Below are 420 nucleotides of genomic sequence, written 5' to 3' on the forward strand. Positions count from 1 at the left end.
CGGGCGATGCGGTGAAGGCCGGATGCCGTTTCAGCGTCAAGCGTGCACGATACGCTGCCGCCCGCAAAGCTTCTGACAGCCGGACGGGGCTTGTCAGCCGGAAGCTCAAGCACCGGAAGCTCTCCTTCTAGCCGCTTCAGCCAATACGCTTCCTGCTTCTGATATCCTTCTTTCTCCTGAAACGACCGCTGCCAGACGGCATAGTCTTTATATTGAAGGCGCATCGGCGCAAGCGAACGGCCTGCGTACAGCTCGCCGAATTCTTTAATCAAGGTGTTGACGGACACACCGTCAGAAATAATATGATGCATATCCGTTAATAAAAGATGACGTTCATCCGATTCTTTCACGAGGGCCGCACGGAAGAGCGGCGCTTCCTCCAGACAAAACGGCCGGACGAATGCGTCAGGTGACCCGGAC

At 56.0% G+C, this 420-nt stretch carries 1 protein-coding gene; it reads right to left on the minus strand.

Annotated elements, in window-relative coordinates:
* On the minus strand, positions 1-420 hold a 420-nt coding region (locus ACNFN4_RS22255; protein ID WP_448200491.1), incomplete at both ends, for a condensation domain-containing protein.

The sequence above is a fragment of the Bacillus sp. N1(2025) genome (assembly GCF_053470005.1).